An 18,309-nucleotide genomic window follows, 5' to 3' on the forward strand; every position below is an offset into this window, starting at 1 on the left:
TCTTGCTGAGGCGTTCCCTTGGCTTAGCCCACCACGCCGGCGGACTCGAGCTCGATCGGGGTGTCGTCGTCTTCGGTGACGAGGTCGCCGCCCTTCTTGTTGAAGCGCATGGAGACGAGCTTCGTGACGCCGCGCTCTTGCATCGTGACGCCGTAGATCGCGTTGGCTGTGGAGACGGTGCGCTTGTTGTGCGTGACGATGAGGAACTGCGAATACTTCACGAACTCCTGCACCATGCTGGTGAAGCGGCCGATGTTCACGTCGTCCAGCGGCGCGTCCAGCTCGTCCAGCACGGCGAAGGGGCTGGGCTTGACCATGTAGATCGCGAACAGGAGGCCCACGGCGGTCATCGTGCGCTGGCCACCGGAGAGCAGCGAAAGGCTGCGCAGCTTGGTGCCCGGAGGGCGCGCGGTGATCTCGATGCCGGAGTCGAGCACGTCCTCGGCCTCGACGAGGGCGAGGTCCGCCTGGCCGCCATTGAAGAGCTTCGTGAACGTGAAAATGAAGTTTTTGCGGATCTGCTCGAAGGTGTCCTGGAAGAGCTTTTGCGAGGTTTCGTTGATCTCGTCGATGGCCTTCAGCAGCTCATCCTTGGAGTTCCAGAGGTCGTCGCTTTGCGTCTTGAGGAAGTCGTAGCGCTCGCGCTCGTCGGCGTATTCCTCGATGGCCACGAGGTTGACGGCACCGAGGCTGTTGATACGGCTGCGCAGGTATTTAATCTCCTTGTCGAGCTCGGGCCAGTCGGTCTCGTCCATCGCGGCGAGGTCTTCTTCGGTCGGGTCGCCGCGGTCGTTCTTCACCTTGGGGCGCAGCTCGCCGTCGTCGTCCTCATCGAGCTCGTCGAGCTGGACCTTGGTCTCAAATTCCTCATCGGCCTTCCAGAGCTCCTGCTTCCAATCGATGTCGTCGATCTCGCGGTCGTATTCCGCCATGATCTTGTCTGACAAAAAGCTGGACTGCGAACGCTCTTCAGCGAGCTTCACATCATATTGGTTGAGCTGGGTTTCCTGCTCGCGCTGCTGGGAGCGGGCCTGGCCCAAGTGGTTTTCCAGCTCGGCAATCTGGCGCTCCAGCTCACCGGATTTCTGGCGCAGGCCGTTTAAATTGGTCGAGGTCGATTCGAGCGTTTTGTCCAGCTCGGCGGCGCGCTCACGGTTTTCCATGATGTCGGCCTTGAGCGAGGCGAGCTGCTCGGTGAGGTTGTCGATCTCTTGCCGGCGGCGGAGGATGCGGGTGTTGATCTCGTTGCGCTGTGCCTCGGCATCGCGCAGGCCCTGCTCATAAAGTTCGAGGCGCTGCTTCTTCTCGGCAAGGTCGAGGCGGACTTCGGCCAAGCCGTCCTTGTGGGCGTCGCGCTCGTTCATGAGGCGCTTGATGGACTCCTCGGCCTGGGAAATCTCGGCCTTACCTTCCTCAATGGCTTGCTCGGCACCGGCCATTTCCTCGCGCGCTTTGTTGAGGCGGTCTTCAGCGGTCAGGCGGCTTTCTTCGAGGTCGGCGAGCTGGCGCTCCTGGCGGGTGACGTTCTGTGAAGTCTCTTGCAGGTTAGCCTGCACGGAGCGGGCGTCGGCCTTGAGGCTGGAGAGTTCGCTGGCAATTTCGTTCTGCCGCGCGCGCTTTTCTTCGACGGTGGTCTCCGCCGTTTCCATGTCGGCATTGAGCTGCAGGGCGCGCTCGTTGAGCTGCGTGAGCTTCTCGTTGTCGATCTCGATCTGCGCCTTAAACTTGCGGATATTCTGCTCGCGCTTGAGGAAACTGTCGTCCTTGCCCTTCTTGTTGTAGCCGCCGTAAACGAGGCCTCGGTGGTCGACGAGTTCGTTATTCTTCGTCGCGACAAACAGGAAGTTAAAGCCCGGGTTGGTCTTCCAGTATTCGAGGAAATCGTCGAGCGTATCGACGAAGAAACAGCCCTGGAAAAAGTCGTGCACGAGGTCTTTAAACTCCGCTTTCTTCGGCTTGATGACTTTCTCTGCCGGAATGATCCAGCTGGGCAGCGACTCGTTTTCGTAGATGTCGGTGCGGATGCCGACCTGTAACACCGCGCGGCCCACGCGTTCGTCTTCGAGCTTGCGGAGGATCGGCAGGGCGAGGTCGTAGTTGTCTAAATAAATCGATTCGGCGGAGCTGGAGAGCAGCGTTTCGAGCGCGGTTGTGTAAGCGTCATCGGCTTCCACCACGGCGGACAGCGGGCGGAATTTATCCTTCGGCGCGAGCTCGCCGAGCTGGCCTTGCAGGATGGCTTTCGCACCAGCGGAGAAGCCCTCGAAGCGCTGTTGCAGCGCCTCCAGCGTGGAGAGCTGGGCCTGGCCGCGGGCAACCTCGCGGTCGCAGTCGGAAATGTCTTTTTGCAGGTTGCGGAACTCCTCACGCAGACGCTGGGTCTCGGCGCGGGCGGCCTCAACGCCTTCTGCGGCTTCGGCTGCTTCCTGCTCGCGACGGGCCTGGGCGGAGGCGATGTCTTCCGCGCGCTGTTCGAGCACCTGCTTCTGGTCCTTCAGCTCGTGGAGGGTGTCGCCGAGGCCGGCGTGCTTGACCTGAAAACTCTTGAGGTCGACTTCGAGCGTGGTCGTCTGCTGGCGCAGTCGGGTGATGGCACCTTCGCGGACAAGCAGCTGTTGCTTGGCCTGGCTGAGCGTGCGCTCGTGGCCGTTGAGCTCCGTCAGGATGCGTTCGAATTCCTGGTTTTTGCCGCGGAAAATTTCGTCAGAGGAATCCACCAATGCCTGGGCCTCGGCCTTGCTCTCGGCGGCGGTTTGGGCCTTGGCACCGAGCTCTTCGATCTGGCGTTCGAGGCCGGTGACTTCCTCCTTCAGGTTCTCGATGCGTTCGGCGACGTCGCGTTCGCGGATGGTGGCAAACTCGGCCTGGGACTCGGCGTTTTCCTTCTCGCTGCGGAGGTCAAATACGGTCTGTTGCGCCTCCTGCAGGGTGGTGGTCAGCTCCTTGCGTTCGCCGCGGCGGCGCTCCAGTGAGCCTTCCTCCATCTTGAGCTTTTCATCGGCCTGCTCGACGATCACGCGGAGGCCGCTGGCTTTCTCCGACAGCTCGGCAATAATCGCGCCGCGCTTAGCGTAGAAGTGGGCGTTGTAGGCGAGGTCGAGGTGGGTCAGGCGGTGCTTGAAGCGCTGGTAGCGGAGTGCCTTGGACGCCTGGCGCTTCAGTGAGCCGATCTTGCGGCTCACCTCGTCAATGACGTCGGTGACGCGGGCCAAATTCTGGTCAACGAGGGCCAGCTTGTTGAGGGCTTCCTTACGGTCGGCTTTGTATTTGGTGATGCCGGCGGCTTCTTCGAAAATTGTGCGGCGCTCCTGCGGGTTGGACGACAGAATCTGGTCGATTTGCCCCTGCATCATGAAGGAGTAACTCGCGCGGCCGACGCCGGTGTCCATGAACAGGTTGTGGATGTCCTTCAGGCGGCAGCGTTTGCCGTTGAGAAAATAGTCCGAGCCGCCATCACGGTCGACCTTACGGGTGATTTCGACCTCGTTAAAATTCGTGCCCAGCTCGGACTCGCAGTCGGTAAAAGTCAGCGAAACTTCACAGGAGGGCAGGGGCTTGCGCTTGTCCGTGCCCTGAAAGATGACGTCGTGCATCTTCGAGCCGCGCAGGGCCTTGGCGCTTTGTTCCCCCAGCACCCAGCGGCACGCATCGACGATGTTGCTTTTGCCGCAGCCATTGGGGCCTACAATACACGTCACGCCTGGATCGAGCCGGACGACGGTCCGGTCAGCGAAGCTCTTAAATCCATTGATGACGATTTCTTTGAGGAACATAGGCGTGGGAACGTTCGAAAGGTTCGGAAAGTTCGAAGGTTTGGATGTTCGAAAAGTTCGAAGGTTTGGATGTTGGAAGGTTCGAAGGTTTCGAATGGTTGTCGCCGAGTGGCTTGGAGCGACTTTTAAGCCTGCCGAAATTAGACTGCGTGTTCCGAGCGGCAACGTTTATTTATTAACAACGCCCGGGGAATAAAATGGGGGTAAGTCGGTCGGTTTCTCTTCACTTTGCTTCTGATGTGAAGCAGAATTAAGGCATGAAAGCCGAAAGTGGTATCAATCCGTGCAAAAAGATTACCTGGCAAGAGCGCTATGCTTGCTGGATGCTGAAACCGAAGTTCGGTGAGAAGTGGTTCGAGAAGTATCTCGGAAGAAACTGGGTATGGTGGTTCGCCGGTTTTACGGGGATTTTGATGTTTGGCGCATTAGCTTATATGGGGATTAAGCTGCTGCCATTTGAGAATCGTCACGTGCCACCAGAGGTTAATGTTGAGGAACTTACAGAGTCTGAGCTTGAGCTGATAGGACCGTATGTCTGGGCTTATGAATTCGAGAAACTGCGATCTACGATGCATGCCAACCTGCTTCGCGGCATCCTGCTTGGCGGTGGTATTGGGGCGTTAATCTTTTACCCAATATCGGCTCTAGTGCATGAGGAGCGTAAAGGCTACCGGCAGATTATTTCTCGGCTGGAGAGCGAGCTAGAGGAAGCGCGCCAAATTGCTGAAGGGGGCGATTAACCCGCTCCCAGCACGTGCAAATTCGCCATGCTGATACCGCTGAGCATGGCACCGGTGATGCCCAAGAAGCCTTGGTCGGTGCCGCAGAGGAAGAGGTTGTCCAGGTGGGTGCGGCCGGTTTTTACCTTGTTGGGGGCACCGTACACCGCGCCGCTCAGGTGACCGGTGAACTTCGTAATCGTCAGCGGGGTAAACATGTCTTTGGCGACGGTGTATTCGTTGAGCACGAGGCGGGCCTGGGCCTTGTGGGCGACCATGGGGGGCGTGGTGTGCTCTTTGTCGCGGACGCGGGGCATCGGCAAAAAGTCGAGTGCGCGGCGTTGCAGCGTTTCATACCACTGATCTTTGGCGTCCACGTATTCCTCGTCGTTGAGGCTGACCCAGCGGTCGTAATTGGCCAGGGCGGTGACGCGTAGAAAGCCCTCTTCGAGCTGGCGGTCATCGCTGTAGCGGTAGTTGTTCGGGAAGCAAATGACCCCGCTCCGGGCGTCGACGAGGTCCTTGGGGCGGCGGTAGTCGAAGTGCTCGCTGTTGTTGAAAAAGATGATGGTGTCGTTCCAACCGAGGGAGTGCGGCTGCTTTTTGAGCACGGTAATCGTCTCCACGAACGAGAGGGCACCGGTGTTGTCGCGCCCGGCGTCGCCAGGCTGGTCGCTGCACAGGCGCAGTGTCTCGGCGTAGCCGATGGAGGAGATGATTTTATCGGCGGTGATCTCTGATCCGTCGTCGAGGATGACGCGGCTGGCGTGGCCGTTTTCGGTAATGATCTCGCGGACGCCGCACTTCATTTTGCGTTCGCCGCCGAGCTCGCGGTATTTGGCCAGGAGGGCGCGGATGATGACGCGAACGCCGTCGAACGGTCGGGCAAAGCCCTCCAGGAACAGTGCCTTGAACAGAATGACGAACTGCGAGAAATCGAGGTCGTTCTCCCGCGCACTGCCGTAGTAGCAGACGGGGATCATCAGCATGTTGACCAATGAGTCGTCCGTGATGAACTCCCGTAATACGGCGACGGCGGACTGCTCCTCGATGTCGAGCGCGGTTTCATTAAAGGCCTTCAGGTGTTCGACCAGGCGGCGGAATCCGTCGATCTGCTCCGGGAAAATTTGGGCGACTTCGCTCTCGAACAGGGCAAAGTCGTTGCTGAACTTTAGCGAGTAGCCGGGGATGACGATGCGGCTGCCGTTTTGCTCGGAGAGGTCCAGCTGGTCGCGATCGAGGCGCAGCTGGCGGAGGATTTTGACCAACGGCAGGCGCTTGGCCCCGGGTGGGGCGTAGTTGGTCATGGCGTGGAGGCCCACGTCATACTTGCGCCCAGCAATGCTGTAAAATGAGTTCAGGCCGCCCGGCGCATTATGGCGCTCCACGATGAGGACGCGCTTGTCGAACATGGCGAGCCGTATGGCGGCAGCGAGGCCGGACATACCGGCACCGATCACGAGGCAATCGTAGTGCGCGCCACTTAGCTCACTATTCATAGAAGCGGGGTTGCCCGGGCAGGGCGGTGAATAGCCGGCGTTTAGGCGCTGGCTTTGGCCTCAAACTTGGGCAAAAGGTAGTTTCCGCAACTCTCGAGCGAGGCCAGCTCGGGATAGTCGTCTTCCGGCACTTCGATGCCATGCTGCTTGCGCAGCTCCATCACGATATCGAGGAAATCCATGGAGTCCAGATCGAGCTGGTCGCGGAGGCGTACCTCGGGCTTGATGTCGCTGAGGTCCTCGTCGGGCGCAATCTCGGCGATAATGTCCAGCACAATCTGCTTTACGTCGTCTTTGGTCATTGGATGGATAAACTAATATATGGTAGCGGATCAGTCAACGAACCGCTTTACAATCAAGGCAGAATTAATTCCGAGCATACCGAAAGAGTTGTTCAGGATTGTGTCAACCTTTTCAACGGATTTTGGCTCGTTGAGGACGAGGTTGTCCATCGCACACTCCGGGTCCAGATCGGTTACGTTAATCGTGGGATGGACTTGGTTGTCGTTGAAGCTGGGCAAATTGCCTGCCAGTTCAAGCGCTCCGGCGGCACCCATAGCGTGCCCGATAAAGCTCTTCGTGTTGTTTACGTAAGTCGTTGGGCAGTCGGCAAATACCTCGCGCACGGCCTTGATCTCCTGGATGTCGCCGAGCGGTGTGGCGGTGGCGTGCGTGCTGACGATATCGATGTCCTGCGGGGTGATGCCAGCGCGTTTGATCGCGGCGCGCATGCACTGGGCCTGACGCTCGGGATTGGGCAACACGGCGTCCGTCGCATCGGAATTAATGTGCCAGCCGACGATTTCGCAAATGATATTCGCGCCGCGGGCTTGCGCATCACTCAGGCGCTCAAGGACATACACCGCGCCGCCTTCGGAGACGACGATACCGTTGCGGGATTTGTCAAACGGGCGGGAGGCCATGTTGGGGTCCTCGTGTTCGCCAAGTGCGCCCTGGCTCTTGAAGCCTGCGAAAATGCCAAATGTGTGGATGGACTCGCTGACGCCGCCCGCCAGTGCGAGGTCGACCTCGCCCAGCATGAGCATCTGCGCGCCCTGGATGAGGCCGGCGTTGCCCGCCGCGCAAGCCGCGCCAATGGTGTAGTGCGGTCCGTGGATGCCCATGTTCATGGTTACCTCGCCCGCCGGGTTGTTGGCCACGGTGCGCGGGTTGTGGTGATGCGTCCAGTACTTGGTGTCGTAGTCGAACTGCGAAATATTATAGACCTCGTTTTCGGTCTCGACGTTACCGTGCTCAGTGGTGCCGATGTAAACGCCGACGCGGGCCTTGTCGACGTCGTCCCAGTCGAGGCCGGAGTCTGCCACCGCTTCGCGCGAACAGTAAATGGCGATGGAGCCGGCGCGAGTGCCGTTGCGGACTTCCTTGCGCTTTTGGTATTTCTGCGGGTCGTAGTCGCAGACGCCGGCGTTAACCTCGCCCATGTAGCGCATAGGGATGCGCTGCACACGGGCCTTGCCGGCGAGCAGGTTGGCGCGGTATTCGGACAGGCTGTTGCCATTCGGCGAGGTGAGGCCGAGTCCGGTGATGACGATGCGCTGGGTGGGGTCGCGTTCCATGGGTGCTTCAGAAAAACAATCTAGGCTTACGGCTTAGTCGAGCCGCGGAAAGAAAAAAATGGCCCTCTACGTCGGTCGAGGGCGTGCAAACGTGGCTAATTTGATCAAAAAACGCTGCCAGGATGGGTCTGGCAGCGCTTGGGGAAAAAGGTGCTCGTGCCGCAATCAAGGCACGGTGGCGCGGGCCTGCACGGCGCTAAAGCCGGGGCTGAAGGTGATATTGGCCACCCACACCGCGCTGGAGAAATCGCCCGAGACATAAGTGGCGTCGACCCAGCTGGCGGCACCGTATTTGTGTACCACACGGACTTGCACGACGCCGGAAATGGGGAAATCCACCGTTTGCAGCGCCACCTGGACTGGGCCGTTGTTCTCGATGCTCACGTCGGCGCTCGCTTGCAGGGGGGACTCCGGGTCGCTGGGCGCGGCGGCACCGTCGATGCTCGTCACGATGACCTTGGGGGCGTCACTGGCGGGCCAGATGATGGGAAACTCCAGCGGGGCAATCGCGACAGTATCCGGCGCGAGCTGGATGCCGGTGTCCAAGGTGTTGGCCTCGATGCGAAGGCGGCCGTAGCCATCGGAGTTGCCCGGAGAGACCGCGCTGAGGCTGCCAATGCCGGCTACCTCGTCGGCAATCAGGCGAATCGCGCCGCCACTGCCGTTGTTGCGTCTGCTGCCATCGCTTGGAGAGCCGCCACCGTCGGCATTGATCAGGCCATCAATGGTGATTGTGCCCGGGGTGGCGATCAAGATGGCACCGCCGCCTCCGCCGCCGGTTAAGTTATAAAATCCGTCCATGCCGCCGCCGGAGCCGCCGATGAGCGGGATGATCTGCGGGTTGCCGTAAGTCTGGCCGTAGGTGCCCTTGCTGGCAGTGCCAGCGCCACCGGGGCCGTAGCCAAAGCCGTTGCCCTCGGGGCCGAAGGCACCGCCGCGGAAACCGCCGGGGCCCGCCTTGGTAGGCGTTAGCCGGCCAATGGAGTCGGTGGTGCCGTCATCACCGGTCAGGTCGAGCGTGCCGCTGATGGTGACATCGCCTTCGACGAGCCAGACGACGGGTGCCTTGGTCGGGTGGTTGGCGAAGCTCACGGTCACATCCTCGGGGATGTCGACCGAGGTGTATTTAAAGACGACGGCCCATTGCTCGGAGTCGTAAACGCCGTTGCCCGCGTTGCCGGAGTTGGGGGTGTCCCAGGTGGCGTTGGTGGCCAGGGAGAGGTCGATCACGATGTCGGACGTGGGCGTGAGTGCGCCGTCCGTGCCGTCGGATGGCACGGTGATTGCCTGGGCGCTACCGGCCAGACAGGTGAAGAGTAGAGCAGTGCTTAGCGTTGCTTTCATGGTTGGTTTAGGATTCCGGGATGTCGTTGTAAATGGATACCTCGTGCGAGACGGTCTCGACGGAGTAGAACGGCGCACCGGCGTTATAGATGCTGACCTCGCGCGAAATGACTTGCGGGTAGCCGAGGATGGCCGGGCGTTCGCCATTGAAAATCGATACCTCGTGGCTGAGCGCTTCCGTGGTAAAAGGCGGTTCGTTGACGTTAAACAGGCTCACTTCGCGCGAATAGACCTGCGGGTATCCGGCGATGGCGGGCTGGCCGCCGTTAAAAATAGATTGCTCGCGACTGAAGACGGATAGGTCGCCCGCGCCAAAGTTAAACAGCGAATACTCCCGCGACAGTGAGTAGTAGGCCGAGTAGGGCGCGCCGAAATTCATCAGGCTGACTTCGCGCGAGTAAAACTGCGGGATCAAATCGTCGTCCAGGCCGTAAAGTAGGATGTAGGCCTCGAGATTGGTCATGCCGGCAAAGAGCGGGCTTTCCTCCAGGGCGTCGGCGGGGTCGAGCGGGTTCAGGTAGGGGCGGAGCAACTCGTAAACGTCGTCCATGCCGTCGCCATCGGTGTCTTGCGGGGCAAAGATGCTGATGGGCAGGCCACGGAAAAACCAGTCAGCGTCGACGCCCGCGCGGTCCATGACGAAGACCGGTGCTGGGCTGCCCAGTGCCATGTCGATCGTCTCAAACTCGCCGAGTGCCTCGCTGAACTGGAGGCCGTAGTAGTAATCAGATTGGTTCTCCAGGGTTACGGTAACTTCGTTACCCGACAGGGAAATATCAATGGCCGCTGCCGACGATTCCCCCAACGCACACATGCCGAGCACTGGCAGTAGCATTGCCTTCCGTAGTAGTAACATTGGTTTCTACATATATTTATTTAGAAATATGCGGCAAGCGTATCTAGGTTCGCCCTGGGGCTTTTAACAGTTTTTTCGTATTTGGCCGCCATGAAGAAAATACGATACAAGCGGCCGCACTAAAAATTGGGTAAAAGCCAGCTTGTAACGGATTGCTGCTTTCGGCTAGGGTGGCACGCTGATGGATGACTCCCGCTGCGCTACGTTGACCAGCACCGCACCTGAGCCGCGTGTTCAGCCCGGTGAGGCCCGGGTGTGCTTCGTGATCGTCTTCTTTGGCCAATGGCCGCGCTGGATTGACTATTTTCTGCTCTCCTGTCAGCAGAATCCGCAATTCCACTGGCGGATATTTACCGACTGCCCAATCGACCGGGAGTTGCCAGCGAATGTCATCGTAAGCAGCATTGATCAGAATGAAGTGGAGCGGTTGATCCAAGAGCGCATTCTGCCGGAATTTACGTTATCTTCGGCCTACAAGCTCTGCGATATCAAGCCGGCCTATGGCGAAATATTCGCCGAGCACCTGCGCGATTACGAGTTTTGGGGATACACGGATTTGGACATCATTCTGGGCAATCTCGGCGATTTCTTTACGCCGAATATCCTGAATCGCCACGACGTCCTGACCGCGTGCACCCATTTGGTGGCCGGGCACTGCACCATCCTGCGCAATGAAACGCGGTTCAACCGGCTCTTTCGCGAGTGCACAATTTACAAACAGAAATTCCTGCTCCCGGACTACCGGAAGTTTGACGAGGGAGACTTTTCCGACCACGTCAAAGCGGAGCACGCCAGGCAGAATCTGCGCTTCTATGAGCGGGACATTATCCGCGAAGATGCGATGATCTGGTGGTCCGGCAGGCCGCGTTTTCTCATCTCCTGGTCTCAGGGTCGTCTGGTGGATGTTTTCTCGTTCAAGGAAATTGCCTACTTCCACTTTATCCACAGCAAGCGGCATGAGTATTTTCAATTTTCCCCACTTCCAAACGAAGTCCGACGGCTAATTATTGATCGCAATGGTTGCTTTGCGCTGAGGGGTGTGGGCGCTTACGTCCGCTTTTTAAAGTCCTTTTTCGTGACGTTGGCCTTCACGCTCCCCTGGTATGTGGTCAGTGTGCTGGAGAGGGTGATGCCGCCGAGCCTGCATGCCAAATTTAAGCGAATGATCGGCATGAAGGGTATGCCCAAATTTTAGGCATTGTTTGGGCATTCGAAATCTTGATTGTGCGAGAGTGAATCGATGTCGGTAAGCGGCCAATTGTGGGCAAGCATATCGCAGCAGGAAGAAATTTAGGAGTTGGTCGAGAAATCTCTGCAAATCGCATAACAAACGGCTTGCCAGTATTTTAACGAATGATATTTATTGGTGCACATGATAAAGCTACTACCGGTTTTGTTAACTGCTGCGACGATCACTACTGCGCAAGCATCCCTCTCGATTCAATTTGACGTAACTGGGCCGACGACGCTCGCTTACGAATTATCGGGCACGACGGTGGCCCCCGCCGGGCAACCCGAGAACGAGGGCTATATCATCTTTATCGATATCACAGGCCCGGTTCAGGCATCTTACATCGACATCACCGGTGATGCGCGCATCGGCAACACCAATGGCGTCAATACGTCTTACGTTGGCTTTCCTTCCGCTGTCTATGACAAGCCTTTGCAATTGCGCTTCGTCAATTACATTCAGGACGGCGAAGCGGCATCCGGCAGTGGCGAAGTCACGTTTAATGTACCGCATGGGCTGACTAACTCGATGTTTATCGACGGCGTAACCGGCATTTACCTCGGCACCAATGGCACCTCTCCGAATGCGACTGATGGCGTGTTCCAGGGGTATGCGTCCGCGCTGGTCCCCGAGCCCGCCACCTACGCCGGCATTCTTGGACTCGGCGTGCTGGCTGTTGCCATGGTTGCCCGTCGCCGCAAGCGCGCGTAAGCCGAAAAGCGACCTCCATCTTTTTCGGAAAAGCATAACCCGGTGTTTCGACAACACCGGGTTATGTTTTTCATCCGCGCAGCCCTGGTGGTGAAGTCCACGCTAGGGGATATCTTGACTCAATTACAGCAGATGTGCGGCCCAAACATGACGCTGTTGTTTAGCCAATCATTTGGCGGTGATTGCCCAAACGCCGGGCATGTTATTTGAGTTCGATTGGGCGTATTTCTACTCAGCCACTTCAGGAGCGAATTCGATTTCGGTGAGTGGAAAGTAGTATTGGATGTGGCGGTCTTGGGCGTAGTGCGGATTTACGTACATGCAGAGCAGAAGTTTGTCCTCTTGTGGTTTGCGCGCCCAGGGAGAGACGTAGATTTTAAACGATTGGATGTCTGACGGGGTTGTCAGTTGGTAGTAACGCTTATCTATCAACTCAGCGGCTTCAAATGCCAAGCTGCCGTCGCTATCTCGCGTTTCGATGGAGCGACCGCGCCACCAATCGCGTCCATCGCGATTATCCGGCTGGATGACTATGGGGTAGCAGCGGCCCATGTTAACTTGGTGGCTGTCGACAAGGCCTTTGGGGATGTTAACGCTCATGCGGGAGATTTCTATCTCGAGATATTTGCCCTCTTCTCGATAGCGACCAACGATGTGCGTTGCGATTCCGGTGTCTGTCTTATTCGTGTAGCGAAACTCCGCCCACTGGTTAGCATCGGGTTGCGGATTCGCCGCCTTGAGCTGTTCTTGGACGTAAATTTGATCGGTCGAGGACAGGTCCGCGAGGGGGAATTCGAAGTAGCGGCCATCATCGCGTTTTAAATAGACGTTTTCACCGCGCATTTCGACGTAGCGCGCTTGCATGGTCCGTCCTTGCTGGTCAGTCCATTCGCGGAAATCCACCCAGGCATGGGCGAGCGTCGCCGATATCAGCCAAAAGAACGCCCAGCAGGCAAGCTTCTGCGCCGAGCTCACTTCCCCTCGTATTTGAACACGAGCACCGAGTGGCCGGGGAGGACGACTTCGATGCTGTGTTCCTGGCCGTCGTATTCGCCGGGGGTGGAGTTGACGCCGCCGCCGTTGCCGGAGCCTTCGCCGCCGTAAACGTCTGCATTGCTGTTGATAACTTCCTTCCAGTGGCCGTCGAAGGGGACGCCGAAGCGGAAGCGATCACGGTGCACGGGCGTGAAGTTTGCGATGACGACAAACGTATCCTGCGCCTTGCCGCTGCGTCGGAGAAAAATCGAGAGGGACTCTTCCCAGTAGCCGTCGCCATTGACCCACTCAAAGCCAGCGGGGTCGAGGTCATGCGCGGCGAGGCTGGGATACTTGTGGTAGAGCGCGTTGAGGTCGCGCACGAGCAGCTTAACGCCCTCGTGGTCCATGTATTGCAGGAGCTCCCACTGGAGCTGGCCGTCGTATTTCCACTCGCTGGATTGCCCAAACTCACAGCCCATGAAGAGGCACTTTTTGCCGGGCCAGAGCCACATCCAGGTGTAAAGGCAGCGCAGGTCGGCGGCCTTCTTGGCCATCTCGAACCCGGCACCCATCTTGATGATCATGGAGCCCTTGCCGTGGACGACCTCATCGTGGCTGAACACCGTGATGAACTGCTCGGAATACTGGTAGAGCATGCCGAAGGTCAGCTCGCCATGGTGGTATTTGCGGTGGATGGGCTCGTGGGAAAGGTATTGGAGGGTGTCGTGCATCCAGCCCATGTTCCACTTGAGGTCGAAGCCGAGACCGCCGTCCTTGGTGGGCTTAGTCACGCCGCCAAAGGAGGTCGATTCTTCGGCGATCATCAGCACGCCCGGGTGGTATTGGTGGACGAGGTCATTGACCTGCCGCAGAAATTCGATGGCACCGATGTTTTCGTTACCACCGTATTCGTTGGGAATCCATTCGCCCTCCTCGCGGGAGTAGTCCAGGTAAAGCATGGAGGCGACGGCGTCCACGCGCAGGCCGTCGATGTGAAAACGCTCACACCACGCCAAGGCGCTGCCAATCAGGAAGTTGCGCACTTCGTGGCGGCTGTAGTTAAAAATGAGCGTGCCCCAGTCCATGTGCTCGCCGAGGCGCGGGTCCTCGTGTTCGTAAAGGCAGGTGCCGTCAAACTGCGCCAGGGCAAAGGCGTCTTTGGGGAAGTGCGCGGGGACCCAGTCGATGAGCACGCCGATGCCGTGGCGGTGCAGGTAATCGACGAGATACATGAAGTCCTGCGGCGCACCAAAACGGTGGGTCGGCGCAAAAAAGCCCGTTACCTGGTAGCCCCAGGAACCGTCGAAGGGGTGCTCGGCCAGCGGCATGAACTCGACGTGGGTGAAGCCCATTTCGAGCACATAGCGGGTCAGATCGGCCGCCATTTCACGGTAGTTGAGCGGGCGGTTGCCGTCCTCCGGCACGCGTCGCCATGAGCCCAGGTGGACTTCATACACGGAGATTGGCTGCGTCTTCCAGTCGCGACCGGCGCGCTGGTTCATCCACTCGTTGTCTTTCCACTCGAAGTCGTTGACGTCCCACACGATGGAGGCGTTGTGCGGAGGAGATTCAAAATATTCGCCGTAGGGGTCGCTCTTGAGGCGGTGGCTGCCGTCGGCACCGATGAGTTCGTATTTGTATTTCGTGCCTACACCGATGCCGGGCAGGAAGAGCTCCCACACGCCGGAGCTGCCGAGGCGTCGCATCGGGTGGCGTCGGCCGTCCCAGTGGTTAAACTCGCCGACTACGGAGACGCGCTTGGCGCTGGGTGCCCACACGGCAAACGAAGTGCCCTGCACGCCGTCGTAGTGTTTAATGTGGGAGCCAAGCTTTTGATAAATGTGGTGATGGTTGCCCTGGCCGAAGAGAAAGGCGTCGTCCTCGCTGAGGGTGGGCAGGAAGCAGTAGGGGTCCCAGATTTGGAAAATCTCGCCATTGGCGTTTTCCATGCGGATGCGGTAGTCGAAGGACTCGGTGCGCCCATCGATTATGCCCTCGAAGAGGCCGTCGCGGCAGAGCTTTTTCAGGCGGAAGCGTTCATCGGTCTGCACATCGACGATGTCGCAGGTGACAGCCTCGGGCTGAAAGGTGCGGGCGATTAGCGTTTTCTTGCCGCCTTGCTTAACGACGTGCAGGCCCAAGACGTCGTGGGGCGCATCGTGCCGGGCGGTAATGACGGAATCGAGTTCGGCCTGGGATATGATCACGGAATTAATCCTTAGTGGGGTTGGCGTTAATGTAAAGTTTCATTCATGCACAATACCATGTCAATGCGGGCTTTACGATTGATCATTTGGTAATTCGTGATTATAGTCTGTCTTATGAAGTTCTTTGCCACCGCCATAGCCTGCCTGTTCCTTGTTTCTGCCGCTCACGCCGTCGATCGCGACTGGCAAACGGTGTCCGTCAACGATGGCAAACTCACCATTAAAATGCCGGGCAAGCCTACCGTCACCACCAAGAGCGACAGCTCGATCGTGGGCGACGTCACCAGCAAAATTTACAAGGTCAATGTGCCCGAAGACGGCAACGTGACTGTCGACTGCTCCGACCTGCCCGGTGCCGCGCTCTTCTTTGCTGGCAAGGACACCATCTTCGGCAACGCCAAGGGAAAATTTCTCGCCGGCGCCTTTGGCAAACAGCTTTCGTGGGAGAGCGTCACCAACGGCGGACAAACCGGTATGAAGCTGATGTTTCAAACCCCGCCCATGGACGGCAAGCCCGGCTACGACGGTGAGGCGCGCTTTTTTCTGGTCGGCGATTACCTTTACGTGATCTCGGTGACGGACGTCGTCGGCGATGACCTGGATATGCAGAAAGAGGTCTTTCCCTCCCTTACGTTTGCCGACTCCGGATCGAATGACTGAGGGTAGGGACGTACTTTTAACAGAAGGCAGCAAAGAAAGCAAAGCGTAGGGCAAACATTTTAAACTCACGCAAAGACCCAGAGACCCAAAGATTTTTTTGTTTATATACTTTGGGTCTCTGGGTCTTTGCGTGAAATCCACCGTCTTGCTAGCTTTGCTCTCTTCTGTTCAAAAAAAATACGTCGGTTTTGGCTTCCCGTTCTTCCCGATCTTCTTGTTAAATCCCGGCCATTATGCCGCCAAACGACGACATTGCCGACCTCCGCGCTCGCGCCTGGGTGGGAGACGCCGTGCTCGCGCTTTATGCGCGGGAGTGGATTCTCGCCCGCGAGGACATTAAACCCGCCGACCGCTCCGAGGAATTTATCCGCATGACTGCCAACGACTTCCTGGGTTGCGTGGGCGAGCCCACCAAGGTCGAGGCTGGCATTGGCGACATTTACCGTAACGAGGGCCTGCAGGCCGCGTTCGCCTATATCGAGCAGACCTTGCTGCCGCTTTACTTAAAGCAGCGCAATAACCGCCGATAGAGAAATTTCACTGTCCATTTCCCACCGTTGAAAACCCGAATCCAAGGCGGTAAGCTGGCTCCAGCGCGGGGCGATCAAACGAGTTTCGTTACGTTGTTACATGCGCGTGAATTCGTGCTGGCTTTCTGCGATTTGCGGCCTTTACTACCAGAGGCTTTCCCTGATGAGCGACCAAATTAAGCATGAGTGCGGCATTGCGATCGTTCGGCTGCTCAAGCCGTTGAGTTATTATCGCGACCAATACGACGACCTTCTTTACGGTTTCCAGAAGCTATTTTTGCTGATGGAAAAGCAACACAACCGAGGGCAGGACGGCGCCGGCATCGGCTGCGTGAAGCTGAACATGCCCCCCGGTGAGCAGTTCATGGAGCGCGAGCGCGACAACGGCCGCAACCCAATCGCCAACGTGGTGAAGAAGATCATGAAGGGCTACAATAAGCAGCTCAACAGCACGATCTTCCCGGAATTCCCCGAGACCTTTAAGAAGAACTTTCCCTTCGGCGGAGAGGTCCTGATGGGCCACCTGCGCTACGGCACCTCCGGCGGCTACGACAAGAGCGTCTGCCAGCCATACTTCCGCCGTAGCCCCTGGCCGACGCGCAACCTCATGCTCGCAGGTAACTTCAACATGACCAACGTTGAAGACCTCAATGCGAAGCTGATCGCCCGCGGCGCGCATCCGATCTTCAACACCGATACCCAAACCGTCCTCGAAGAGATCGGCTATCATCTCGACGAAGAGCACCAGCGCCTTTACCACGAGTTGCGCGACAGTGGTGTGCCCAGCGATCAGATTGCGGGTATCATCAGCGAGCGCATGGACCTGGTCAATATCCTCGCCGACGCCTCGCACGACTGGGACGGCGGTTACACGCTGGCAGGCCTCGTCGGCAACGGCGACTGCTTTGTCACCCGTGACCCGCTGGGCATCCGCCCGGCTTACTATTTTGCCAACGAAGACGTCGTCGCCTTCGCCTCCGAGCGCGTGGCGCTGATGACGATCTTTGACCAGCATGAGGGAGATGTGAAGGAGATCGCGCCCGGCAGCGCAGTCGTGGTCAAGGCCAACGGCTCGCTCCACATCGGCCAGGTCCGTGAACCCGCGCCCGATCCGGCTCCGTGCTCCTTTGAGCGCATCTATTTCTCCCGTGGTAACGACCCGGAAATCTACCGCGAGCGCAAGGCCCTGGGTGGTGCGTTGGCTGGCCAGATCATTGACGCCATCGACGGCGACTTCGGGCACAGCGTGTTTAGCTTCATCCCGAACACCGCCGAGACGGCCTACTATGGCCTCATGGACGAGCTCCGTGTGCAGCGTCGCGAGCAGGTGAAAAGGCAGCTCCTCGCCGCTCACGCCAAGGGTGAGTTCAACGAAGCCCTGCTGGACGAGCTCATCATGGGCAACTGGCCGCGTGGCGAAAAAATCGCCCATAAGGACATCAAGATCCGCACATTCATCAGCCAGGAGTCCAACCGCATCCAGCTGGCCTCGCACGTTTACGACATCACCTACGGGCAGATCGAAAGCGGCGTCGACCACTTGGTCTGCATTGATGACTCCATCGTTCGCGGCACCACGCTCAAGCGCTCCATCCTGCGCATCCTTTCGCGCACCGAGCCGAAGTCGATTGTCATTGCCTCCACGGCACCGCAGATTCGCTACCCGGACTGCTACGGCATCGACATGTCCGAGATGGGCAAGTTTATCGCCTTCCAGGCCACCATCGCGCTGCTCAAGGAGTCTGGCGCGACGGAGTTGATTAACGAAGTTTACCGCGACTGCCGCGCCCAGGCCGACAAGCCCGTCGAGCAAATGGTCAACCACGTGAAGCGCCTCTACGACCACTTCACGCCCGAGCAAATTTCCGCCAAGATCGCCGAGTTGGTCTCCCCGCCTAATGGCGACTGGAACGGCGAAGTGAAGGTGATTTACCAGACCATTGAGAACCTCCACGCGAGCTGCCCGAACAACCACGGCGACTGGTATTTCACCGGCAATTACCCGACTCCTGGCGGTTATGGCGTGCTTAACCGCGCGTTCATCAACTACTTCGAAAAGCGGGAAGGGCGTAGCTACTAGCCAGCGAGGGATGACGTCGGATGGCGGATCGCGAATTTCCACATTCGCTTATAAACCATCTATTAAAATAGTTTCGTCATCCAGCCATGCGAATCGAAGGCCACTCCAGAGCGTAAATTTCAGATGGTGTATAAGCGAATGTGG

The 18,309-nt window shown here is 58.3% G+C and carries 14 protein-coding genes; 6 read left to right on the plus strand and 8 right to left on the minus strand.

What is annotated here, in order from left to right; all coding sequences use genetic code 11:
- Positions 1–23 precede the first annotated feature (23 nt).
- Positions 24–3,773, minus strand: coding sequence for a chromosome segregation protein SMC (gene smc / locus O3S85_RS16805; RefSeq protein ID WP_269541958.1), 3,750 nt, complete (start codon positions 3,771–3,773; stop codon positions 24–26).
- A gap of 257 nt (positions 3,774–4,030) precedes the next feature.
- On the opposite strand from smc, the gene O3S85_RS16810 reads away from it, so the two are divergent.
- Positions 4,031–4,513 (plus strand): hypothetical protein, encoded by a 483-nt coding sequence (locus tag O3S85_RS16810; protein WP_269541959.1) that lies wholly within the window; start codon positions 4,031–4,033, stop codon positions 4,511–4,513.
- Here the strand turns inward: O3S85_RS16810 and O3S85_RS16815 are convergent.
- From O3S85_RS16815 to O3S85_RS16835, 5 genes are all read right to left on the minus strand, one after another.
- Entirely contained in the window at positions 4,510–5,991 is a 1,482-nt protein-coding gene (locus O3S85_RS16815) for a phytoene desaturase family protein (RefSeq protein WP_269541960.1), read from the minus strand. The genes O3S85_RS16810 and O3S85_RS16815 overlap by 4 nt on opposite strands.
- Positions 5,992–6,032: 41 nt before the next feature.
- Positions 6,033–6,293 (minus strand): acyl carrier protein, encoded by a 261-nt coding sequence (locus O3S85_RS16820; protein ID WP_269541961.1) that lies wholly within the window; start codon positions 6,291–6,293, stop codon positions 6,033–6,035.
- Positions 6,294–6,323: 30 nt separating this feature from the next.
- On the minus strand, positions 6,324–7,568 hold the full coding sequence (locus O3S85_RS16825) for a beta-ketoacyl-[acyl-carrier-protein] synthase family protein (protein WP_269541962.1): 1,245 nt from the start codon (positions 7,566–7,568) through the stop codon (positions 6,324–6,326).
- A 165-nt stretch (positions 7,569–7,733) separates the two neighbouring features.
- On the minus strand, positions 7,734–8,912 hold the full coding sequence (locus O3S85_RS16830; protein ID WP_269541964.1) for a hypothetical protein: 1,179 nt from the start codon (positions 8,910–8,912) through the stop codon (positions 7,734–7,736).
- Between the two features lie 7 nt (positions 8,913–8,919).
- Positions 8,920–9,768: a hypothetical protein gene (locus tag O3S85_RS16835; protein WP_269541965.1), complete on the minus strand. Its 849-nt coding sequence runs from the start codon at positions 9,766–9,768 to the stop codon at positions 8,920–8,922.
- A 181-nt stretch (positions 9,769–9,949) separates the two neighbouring features.
- Between O3S85_RS16835 and O3S85_RS16840 the strand changes: the two genes are divergently transcribed.
- The gene (locus tag O3S85_RS16840) at positions 9,950–10,963 is read left to right on the plus strand and encodes a DUF6625 family protein (protein ID WP_269541966.1); all 1,014 of its coding nucleotides are present in this window, start codon (positions 9,950–9,952) and stop codon (positions 10,961–10,963) included.
- 177 nt (positions 10,964–11,140) lie between these two features.
- A complete protein-coding gene (locus tag O3S85_RS16845) occupies positions 11,141–11,710 on the plus strand; it encodes a PEP-CTERM sorting domain-containing protein (protein WP_269541967.1) in 570 nt (189 codons plus the stop codon).
- Between the two features lie 228 nt (positions 11,711–11,938).
- Here O3S85_RS16845 and O3S85_RS16850 read toward each other — a convergent pair whose 3' ends face one another.
- Positions 11,939–12,685 (minus strand): hypothetical protein, encoded by a 747-nt coding sequence (locus O3S85_RS16850; RefSeq protein WP_269541968.1) that lies wholly within the window; start codon positions 12,683–12,685, stop codon positions 11,939–11,941.
- Entirely contained in the window at positions 12,682–14,895 is a 2,214-nt protein-coding gene (gene glgB / locus O3S85_RS16855; protein WP_269541969.1) for a 1,4-alpha-glucan branching protein GlgB, read from the minus strand. Before glgB ends, O3S85_RS16850 begins: the two co-directional genes overlap by 4 nt.
- A 114-nt stretch (positions 14,896–15,009) precedes the next feature.
- Between glgB and O3S85_RS16860 the strand changes: the two genes are divergently transcribed.
- The 3 genes from O3S85_RS16860 (at position 15,010) to O3S85_RS16870 (ending at position 18,165) form a co-directional block, all read left to right on the plus strand.
- On the plus strand, positions 15,010–15,555 hold the full coding sequence (locus tag O3S85_RS16860) for a hypothetical protein (RefSeq protein WP_269541970.1): 546 nt from the start codon (positions 15,010–15,012) through the stop codon (positions 15,553–15,555).
- A gap of 233 nt (positions 15,556–15,788) precedes the next feature.
- A complete protein-coding gene (locus O3S85_RS16865) occupies positions 15,789–16,085 on the plus strand; it encodes a hypothetical protein (protein ID WP_269541973.1) in 297 nt (98 codons plus the stop codon).
- 163 nt (positions 16,086–16,248) lie between these two features.
- A complete protein-coding gene (locus O3S85_RS16870) occupies positions 16,249–18,165 on the plus strand; it encodes an amidophosphoribosyltransferase (protein WP_269541974.1) in 1,917 nt (638 codons plus the stop codon).
- Positions 18,166–18,309: the final 144 nt, after the last annotated feature.

Origin of the sequence: Cerasicoccus sp. TK19100 (assembly GCF_027257155.1) — a bacterium.
Taxonomy (GTDB): domain Bacteria; phylum Verrucomicrobiota; class Verrucomicrobiia; order Opitutales; family Cerasicoccaceae; genus Cerasicoccus; species Cerasicoccus fimbriatus.